A 7,805-nucleotide genomic window follows, 5' to 3' on the forward strand; every position below is an offset into this window, starting at 1 on the left:
AGTCTTTCCTACTCAGACTTTTGCGTCACCGCGCAAGTTCCGGAGCACTAGGCCTTACAAGATTATTTACAAATAAAAAAATCATCAACAGAACTATACTCATAGCATTTTTAACAAAAATATATCGTCTTCCAAACTCAATCGATATATTGATAAGGAAGACCCTAATTACATCAATCCATGAAAACTTAAAATCAATTCAATTTACTTTCTCCAGGTTAAAAAAATTTTATCTAGAGGAATTTTCTTAGAAATTATTCTATTCTTTCATAAACAATAAAATTAAAGTTAAAATCATAAAGAATCAATACTGATCTTATTGGCCAATCAGAAAAAAAGTTAGATAAATTATACCCAGAAATGAACAAATTAATGAGGGGTTGAGTTATTAAATTCCAGAAAATTCTTAAAATTTGTAAAAAATACTTGAAATTCTACGCTAATCCGGTATGATTTCAGCCTCTTTAGGGCCGTTAGCTCAGGTGGTAGAGCAGGAGGCTTTTAACCTCTGTGTCATAGGTTCGAATCCTATACGGCCCACCAGTTTTTTAGTAATGTGTAGTGCAAGTGCAGTTTTAAATTTACCTTTAAGTAAGGGCCGTTAGCTCAGGTGGTAGAGCAGGAGGCTTTTAACCTCTGTGTCATAGGTTCGAATCCTATACGGCCCACCAGTTTTATTCTCTCTCAACTGGAAAGCAATTAGTAAAAACCCTAATTACCTTCTGCGCTCGTAGCTCAGCTGGATAGAGTACTTGGCTTCGAACCAAGGTGTCGGGGGTTCGAGTCCCTCCGAGCGCGCCATTTAATCGTTTTAAAATCAAATAGTTAGCTCGCACTTTTTAAATTAACCTATTGCCCTAATTTCACACTGTGGGGATTTTGTGGGGATAGTGTGGATTCCACCTTGTTTTACTCTCAGAATAGTAAGCTCTTTACTTTCTCGTCGGCTTTGAATAATTAAATTTGCAGCCTCCAATAAATTGCTCAACTCAGCCTGAGAATAATGAGTAGTAATCCTGCCAGAACGATGCCCCAACAGATCCTGTCTATCCTCATAACTTACACCAGCTGCTCGAAGTCTTCTTCCAAAAGTGTGTTTTAAATCATGGACTCTCAGATCACTAAGATTTGCTTTTTTACGCGCATTTCGCCAAGCAGTGTTGTTCATGCGTGTAATTGGCTTTCCATTATAAGAAAACACAAACTCAGAATGAATACCTCTAACCTCCTCAATGACTGCTTTTGCTTCATCATTAAGGATAACCAGCCGATCCTCCCCATTTTTTACCAGCTGTCTTAATTCACCATCCCTATGAATATGGCTAGGGATAATGAAAACGCTCGTATTTAAACTTGGAACACGTTTTTCCCATTCCCAACGTAATTGACATACTTCTTGCTCTCGGCATCCTGTATTAACTTTAAAACGTGCCATTTGATTTAAATGAACTGGCAACGCTTCTAAGAACCTTGATTGCTCTGACCAAGATAAAGGAAATGGTGCTCGTGCATCTTTAACTGGCAATAATTTAATCTTAGGAGCAACCAGAAGCCACGTTAAACTATTCTCATCAATCCACTCAGTTGCGGCAACGTTTAAAATATGCCGAACTAACTCCAGTGTATTATTAATTGACTTCGTTTTAAGTTTCGCTTCCTGTTTTGCTTTTATAAATGATTGCAACGTTCCAATATGCACTTGCTCCAAGGTCAAATCACCAATAAACGGGCAAATAGACTTTAGGAGTATTGCATCGGTATCAATGCTGGCTTTATGTTGATTTTCGTTTAAAAATCGCACCGCAGCTTCTTTAAAACTGCGTTTTGGCCTCACTCCATAAATCGTTGCCTGTCTAATCTCTTCGATCCGCCTCGCTAAGTATTGCTCCGCTTCCTGGAGCGACTTTGTGCCAGTGCTTTCTCGAATGCGATGTCCAAGGACTTGCTTTTCGATATGCCAAACTTGGCCTCTTTTAAATAGTCCTGTTGTTTGTTTACGTCCCATGGCTTTGTACTCCTTTGCTCTTTGCCGCCTGGACGCCCACTACACTGCTTATATTGATCTACCCAAGCATCCAGGTCAAGTCGATCAAACGCCACGCCTTGTTTGCCTATAGGAATTTCTATAAGATTAGGTCTTACAAACTTATTAAATCGATTTCTGTCCATGCCAATATACTTGGGGACATCTTTCAAACGAATAAGTCGAGGTAGTAAAGCGATAGTAGACATATTAAAAACCAAAAAACACGATTTGTTTTTTTATTTAAACATATCGTGTTTTTTGGTTCAATTGTTTTTCTTTAATTTTTTAAAAATTAATTTATTTGGAATAACTACTCTTCATCATTGTCCCACTGTAATGCAAACTCGTGTAACTTATTTTGCAATACCGCTTTACTAATTAATTTGGTTTCATACTCTGCAATTAACGTTGGAGAAGCATGTCTATTCATCGCATATTGAACAATCTCCTCATCTTTCGTTTTGCAAATTAATATACCAATCGTTGGATTTTCGTGTGCTTTTTTTATGTTTTTATCCAATACTTCTAAATAAAATTGTAATTGCCCTAAATGCGAAGGACTAAATTCTGTGCACTTTAATTCTATTGCAATCATACAGTTAAGCGCGCGATGAAAAAGCAATAAATCCACACGAAAATCTTTCATTCCTACTTGCAAAGGGTATTCCTCTCCCATCAAACTAAAATCTGGACCAAGTTCAAGTAGAAATTTTTTTAGGTTTGCGACCAGGGCTCGTCTTAAATCTTTTTCTTTGTGATCATCAGGCAAATTTAAAAACTCAAAAACATAACTGTCTTTAAACCTCCCCTTAGTCTCGGGTAATTCTGTCAGCACTGCTGACAGTTTTTGATCAGCAAGCACTGTTCTTTCAAATGTTCCGACGTTTATTAACCTTGAGAAATCGCGCTCAGAGTAATGATGTTTGGCGGCTAAACGTAGATAAAACTCTTTTTCTTCAATAGACTTTGTTTTAGACAAAATATGTAAATGATTTGTCCACGTAATTTCTGTCAGCACTGCCGACAGTTCTGTATTCTCATGATAAGTCTCATAAAATTGCTTCATTCTCCATATATTACGCGCTGAAAACCCCTTAATTGTTGGTAGCTCTATTGATATATAGTCCGCTAGTTCTTCTACAATACGCTTGCCCCAACCATCATGTGTTATCTTATTAGATACATATTGTCCAATAGACCAATATAACTGAATAAGAGTTTTATTGACTTGTAGCCACACTCTGGATTTGGCCTCAGTAATCATTTGATGCACTTTAGCAAAATCTGTCTGATTGTTTCCTTTTAATTCTTTGGCCACTTATAAAATTCCTAAAAATTATTAAATTGATATACTTAACACGTCGGTTGGATGAGAGAACAAACTACCTTCACAAACTACTTTCGCACCATGCTTTTCATATAATCGATTTAAACTAGGTTTTAGCGTATCTAGCAAAACCAAATCCGATCCTGCCGCAGCTGCTAAACGTTTTGCTTCTTCAATAATCTGCTTGCCAAACCCTAGTCCTCGATAATGTTTATCTACATAAACGTACATTAGTTCACGTGCACTTAATCCGCGTGGATTGGGAAGTTCATGTTCCAATAGAGCAAACATCGCCACAGGTTGTCCTGCATAAGTGCCAATATAGACATCATGACTCAACGAATGCATTACACCTTCACGATATTCAACTCCTTTGTTTCGTATGTATTCCCATTCCTCTTCAGCCCATTTAGCTGCAAGGGGAATATGCTCTATACAATCACTTAATCGTGTAAAAGTAAGTTTGTGCTTTGCTAACGCGGAACTAAACAATAACATTACAAATACCTCATTTTAATAGGCTAAAGCAGATTCCACAGGTATCAATTTTCTTCGGCCTTGTTCACAAATCATTATAGAGCCTAATCCTATGACTGCCCCAAACATATAATACCAAGCAGGTGAAATAAAATTATTGGTTGTATTCACCAGCCACATCATCACTATAGGCGTTGTACCACCAAACAATGAAATACCTACATTAAAAGCAACGCCAAACCCACTATAACGATATTGAAGAGGAAATAGAGAAACCATATAGGCGTTGAGTGGTGCGTAAGTAATAGCAATCAAAATAGACATGAAAACCAATCCCATTGCAATCAAAACTACATTTCCGGTGGCAAGTAGAATAAAAATGGGAATACTCAAAAGCAACATGCCCACCATACCCAATCGAACTACTTTTAATAGCCCGATTTTGTCTGCTAACAAAGCAATAAATGGTTCAAGTGTGGCATCAACTGCCAGAGCTAGTGTAATAATTAAGGTAGCTAAACCAAGTGACATATGAAAATAACTATGCAGGTACGTGGCAGTAAATACATAAGTTCCAAAAGTCATGATACTCACCAACCATGCTATCCCTATAATACCAACCACTACCAGAGGTGCTTCTTTTAGCGCCGCCAGAAAGGGCAAGCGCCGTTTATCATGTTGAGCAATATGTTCATATTCAGGCGTTTCAGCAACATGGGTTCTTAAATAAAAAATCAAAATACCAGCAATCAAAGCCAATCCGAAACCAATTCGCCATCCCCAGTCTGGCATAAATGAAGCCGTAAAGAATGAAGCTGCCAGGCCAGCCATAATCAAACCAGTACTGTAAGCTGAGCTGGTTAAACAACCATAAAATGCTTTGTTTTCAGGCTTAGCATGTTCAACAAGAAAAATAGCAGATCCAGTAAATTCACTACTTGCGACAAAACCTTGAATAACCCTTAACAAAGTAATAAGAAGAGGGGCTGCGATTCCAATATATTGGTAAGAAGGAACGATGCTTATTAGTGCTGTAGGAATAGCTATGGCTAGAATACTAAGCGTTAAAGCACGCTTTCTTCCGAACTGATCACCAATATAGCCAAAAAATAGTGAACCTATTGGGGCTAATAAATACCCAACGGCAAATACACCAAAAGCACTTAAAAGCGAAGCAAATTGATTGTCGTTAGGAAAATAAGTCGCTGCAATAATTGGCGCGAAATAGCCAAACAGCGCAAAGTCATACCATTGTAATGCAGTGCCAGAAACGCCAGCGAATAATGCTCTACTTGAAGAGGATATGTTCATCAGCAACTCCTATGCTCAACAAGTTATTAATACCCATTTGGTCACACTTAAAAATTTGCCAGTCTAATAAAGCGACCCCACCAATTTTTTTATAAAAATGCCTGGCTTCTCGATTATTTCGAGATACCCACCATTCTATTCTTGAACAGCTAAGAGCAGCTGCTTTACATGCAACATACTTGAATAAAGCACACCCAATGCCTTGGCGCCGATACTTAGGAGAAACATATAAATTCTCAATATAAATTCCCCGCGTTACATTGACGCAAATGTTATTTTGGGTGTAATTAAACATCACCAAACCACAAGTTTCTTCTTCCACCAACGCCACACCAACGAAATGATTTGGCTCATCACAAAAAAGAAGTTCACCAAGCTGTGATTCCGTTATTTTAATTTTATCCAGAATGTTCTCATACTTTGCCAGTTCCAGGATTATTGCATAAATTTGATTCAAATGCTCGAATTTTGCTTGAATTATTGTCACCATAGGATATCTTAATAAGGGTTGTAAATAATGTGATCATAAACTATGAACAAGGATATAGTACTCATTCCTGGAGCATTGGCAACTCCAAAGCTCTGGAAGCAACAAGAACTTTTTCTTCAGCGGGATAAGCAATTAAGGTACGTTGATGTACTTGACAGCGATTCGATTGAAGAAATGGCAAATCGTTTCATTCCACATGCCCCTAAAAAATTTACTTTAATTGGATTTTCGATGGGCGGTTATATCGCCCTTGAATTGTACCGGCATATTCCAAATAGTATAGAGAAGCTTGTTTTAATTAATTCTGCGGCTAAATTAGTATCTGAAAAAGGGCGATTAGAACGTGAGCGCTCGCTTGATTTAATGAGTAAAGGAAAATTTGATTTCCTAATCAAGCTCATCTTTAAAAATTCAGTTTTTGATAAACAAAAGCACAATGAACTATTGCTTCTAGCCCAAGAAATGGCAATGGAGGTTGGGGTCGAGAATTATAAAAATCAACTCAACGCCATTTTAAATAAGCCAGATCATTCAACTTTATTGCCTTCAATTGAATGTCCGACACTGTTAATAGCCAGTAAAGAGGATAATGTCATGCCCCCTGAGCGCTCAGAGCATATGGCAAAGAATATAAAGCATTCCAAACTTATTTATATTGAGCAATGTGGCCACATGGCTATGTTGGAGCAACCGGAAAAAATGAACCAAATATTAGACGATTGGCTGTAAGTAGTACTGCTGTCACAGGTGTAGCAATGCATAGCGTTGATGAAGATGGAACTATTTGTGTTAACTTAAATGACTATAATGAGTTATCAGACTCAATTCGGTTTCGTGCTAAAATTGATCACTTAACCGAGACATTAAATTGCCCAAAAGAAATATCTAATTTTTCTATTTCAATGCTTTTTCACGGCGGTCAACGGTATTACATTTCAAATCTATATCTTTGGGCTATTCCGTATAGGACTGAAGGATTGTATCGTGGAGATGTTGATCATGACCGCAGCATTTATAATGGCAAAGAGTTTTTTATTCAGCGAGATATAAAGTATGATGCAATGCAAATTCCCATTATTCAAATATTGGAAGCCCGTTACAGTTTAAGCACCACATTCGCTATGATTCGCCAATGCGATGAATGTGATTTAATTGTAGAAGCTTATCATTCTGAAAAAATAGCAGATCCCCAAAAGCTTTACTACCAAGTCAGAGATACCTTTGAACAATTTATATGCCTTTTTCTGGATGCGATGTTGCCTGAAATAAAAACGGCTCTACCAAATCAAAAATGGTTAGCGCTGTTTAATGATCAAGAGTTCAGAAACAATATAATTATGCGAAAAGCAGTTAAAAAACCACTAACGCAACTCACACCAAGAGAACTACAATGCTTAAGTATGATTTCCAAGGGTATGACCATAAAAAAAATCTCTGAATACCTCCACCTATCTAGTGAAACAGTAAATACTCATGCCAAATCAATACGAACTAAAATGAACTGCGTTAATATTACCGAAGCTGTCTCAAAAGCATTTCGTTTAGGACTATTATCGTAAAATACCCAAATTTGGGGATAGGATATCTTGCTGAACATTTTATACTCCACCATGTTGTCATAATATTTACACGGAGTTGTAACATGGGATGTATTGTAGAGCTTAACAAGGGTATTCGATTAGATTTCACTCAAAATAGATATAAACAGAAAGCCTGGATTGAAGTGCTTTTAAAATACAGCAAAACGAATATTGAGCATTTAGCCTCTATTCTTGATTTATCAGCTGAAACGCTTATTCGAGTTCATAGAGGGACTCACTATCTTAAAAAAGAAGAAGCTGAGCGTTTAGGGAGATTATTCTTAATAATGTTTTATGACTAAATGATGACTACTGCTTAAGTTTCAATTAAATTTTGACAACTCAACTTGATAAAAATCGGCAATCTCATGTTATCATATTTTAAGACTGAGGTACTTTGAGTATCTTTTAACGCAATTGAAGGGACTTATAAATTTTCTTTAAACAGTTACTCTGAAAACTTATCAATGCTAATTTAACCCCCACATTTAATGGAGTATCTTATGCAACTATGCGGATTTAATGTAGGCTTGGATAAACCCTGAGGTATCCCGTCAAATTTTTTTTAAAAAGAGATATAAAACAGACTGGTTA

8 protein-coding genes and 3 tRNA genes are annotated in these 7,805 nt (G+C 36.9%); 6 read left to right on the forward strand and 5 right to left on the reverse strand.

All coding sequences use genetic code 11. The annotated features are described in order from the left end of the window. Positions 1–467 precede the first annotated feature (467 nt). From QM652_RS13315 to QM652_RS13325, 3 genes are all read left to right on the forward strand, one after another. A tRNA-Lys gene (locus tag QM652_RS13315) sits at positions 468–543 on the forward strand. Between the two features lie 52 nt (positions 544–595). Beyond that, a tRNA-Lys gene (locus QM652_RS13320) sits at positions 596–671 on the forward strand. 53 nt (positions 672–724) lie between these two features. After that, positions 725–801: transfer RNA gene (locus QM652_RS13325), tRNA-Arg, on the forward strand. Between the two features lie 43 nt (positions 802–844). On the opposite strand, the gene QM652_RS13330 is transcribed toward QM652_RS13325, so the two are convergent. From QM652_RS13330 to QM652_RS13350, 5 genes are all read right to left on the reverse strand, one after another. After that, positions 845–2,005 (reverse strand): tyrosine-type recombinase/integrase, encoded by a 1,161-nt coding sequence (locus tag QM652_RS13330; RefSeq protein ID WP_415076603.1) that lies wholly within the window; start codon positions 2,003–2,005, stop codon positions 845–847. A gap of 331 nt (positions 2,006–2,336) precedes the next feature. Next, positions 2,337–3,344: a PDDEXK nuclease domain-containing protein gene (locus tag QM652_RS13335; protein WP_415076605.1), complete on the reverse strand. Its 1,008-nt coding sequence runs from the start codon at positions 3,342–3,344 to the stop codon at positions 2,337–2,339. Between the two features lie 21 nt (positions 3,345–3,365). Then, positions 3,366–3,851 carry a GNAT family N-acetyltransferase gene (locus tag QM652_RS13340; RefSeq protein WP_415076607.1) on the reverse strand — a complete coding sequence of 162 codons (486 nt, stop codon included), beginning with the start codon at positions 3,849–3,851 and terminating at the stop codon, positions 3,366–3,368. Between the two features lie 15 nt (positions 3,852–3,866). Then, the gene (locus tag QM652_RS13345; protein WP_415076609.1) at positions 3,867–5,141 is read right to left on the reverse strand and encodes an MFS transporter; all 1,275 of its coding nucleotides are present in this window, start codon (positions 5,139–5,141) and stop codon (positions 3,867–3,869) included. Then, positions 5,119–5,631 carry a GNAT family N-acetyltransferase gene (locus QM652_RS13350; protein WP_415076611.1) on the reverse strand — a complete coding sequence of 171 codons (513 nt, stop codon included), beginning with the start codon at positions 5,629–5,631 and terminating at the stop codon, positions 5,119–5,121. Before QM652_RS13350 ends, QM652_RS13345 begins: the two co-directional genes overlap by 23 nt. A 42-nt stretch (positions 5,632–5,673) precedes the next feature. Here QM652_RS13350 and QM652_RS13355 point away from each other — a divergent pair, with 42 nt between their 5' ends. The 3 genes from QM652_RS13355 (at position 5,674) to QM652_RS13365 (ending at position 7,513) form a co-directional block, all read left to right on the forward strand. Next, positions 5,674–6,360 (forward strand): alpha/beta fold hydrolase, encoded by a 687-nt coding sequence (locus QM652_RS13355; RefSeq protein WP_415076613.1) that lies wholly within the window; start codon positions 5,674–5,676, stop codon positions 6,358–6,360. Positions 6,361–6,386: 26 nt separating this feature from the next. Further along, positions 6,387–7,190 carry a helix-turn-helix transcriptional regulator gene (locus tag QM652_RS13360; protein ID WP_415076615.1) on the forward strand — a complete coding sequence of 268 codons (804 nt, stop codon included), beginning with the start codon at positions 6,387–6,389 and terminating at the stop codon, positions 7,188–7,190. 83 nt (positions 7,191–7,273) lie between these two features. After that, positions 7,274–7,513: a hypothetical protein gene (locus QM652_RS13365; RefSeq protein ID WP_415076617.1), complete on the forward strand. Its 240-nt coding sequence runs from the start codon at positions 7,274–7,276 to the stop codon at positions 7,511–7,513. The last annotated feature ends 292 nt before the right edge of the window (positions 7,514–7,805 follow it).

Source organism: Legionella sp. (assembly GCF_047605385.1).
Taxonomy (GTDB): Bacteria; Pseudomonadota; Gammaproteobacteria; order Legionellales; family Legionellaceae; genus Legionella.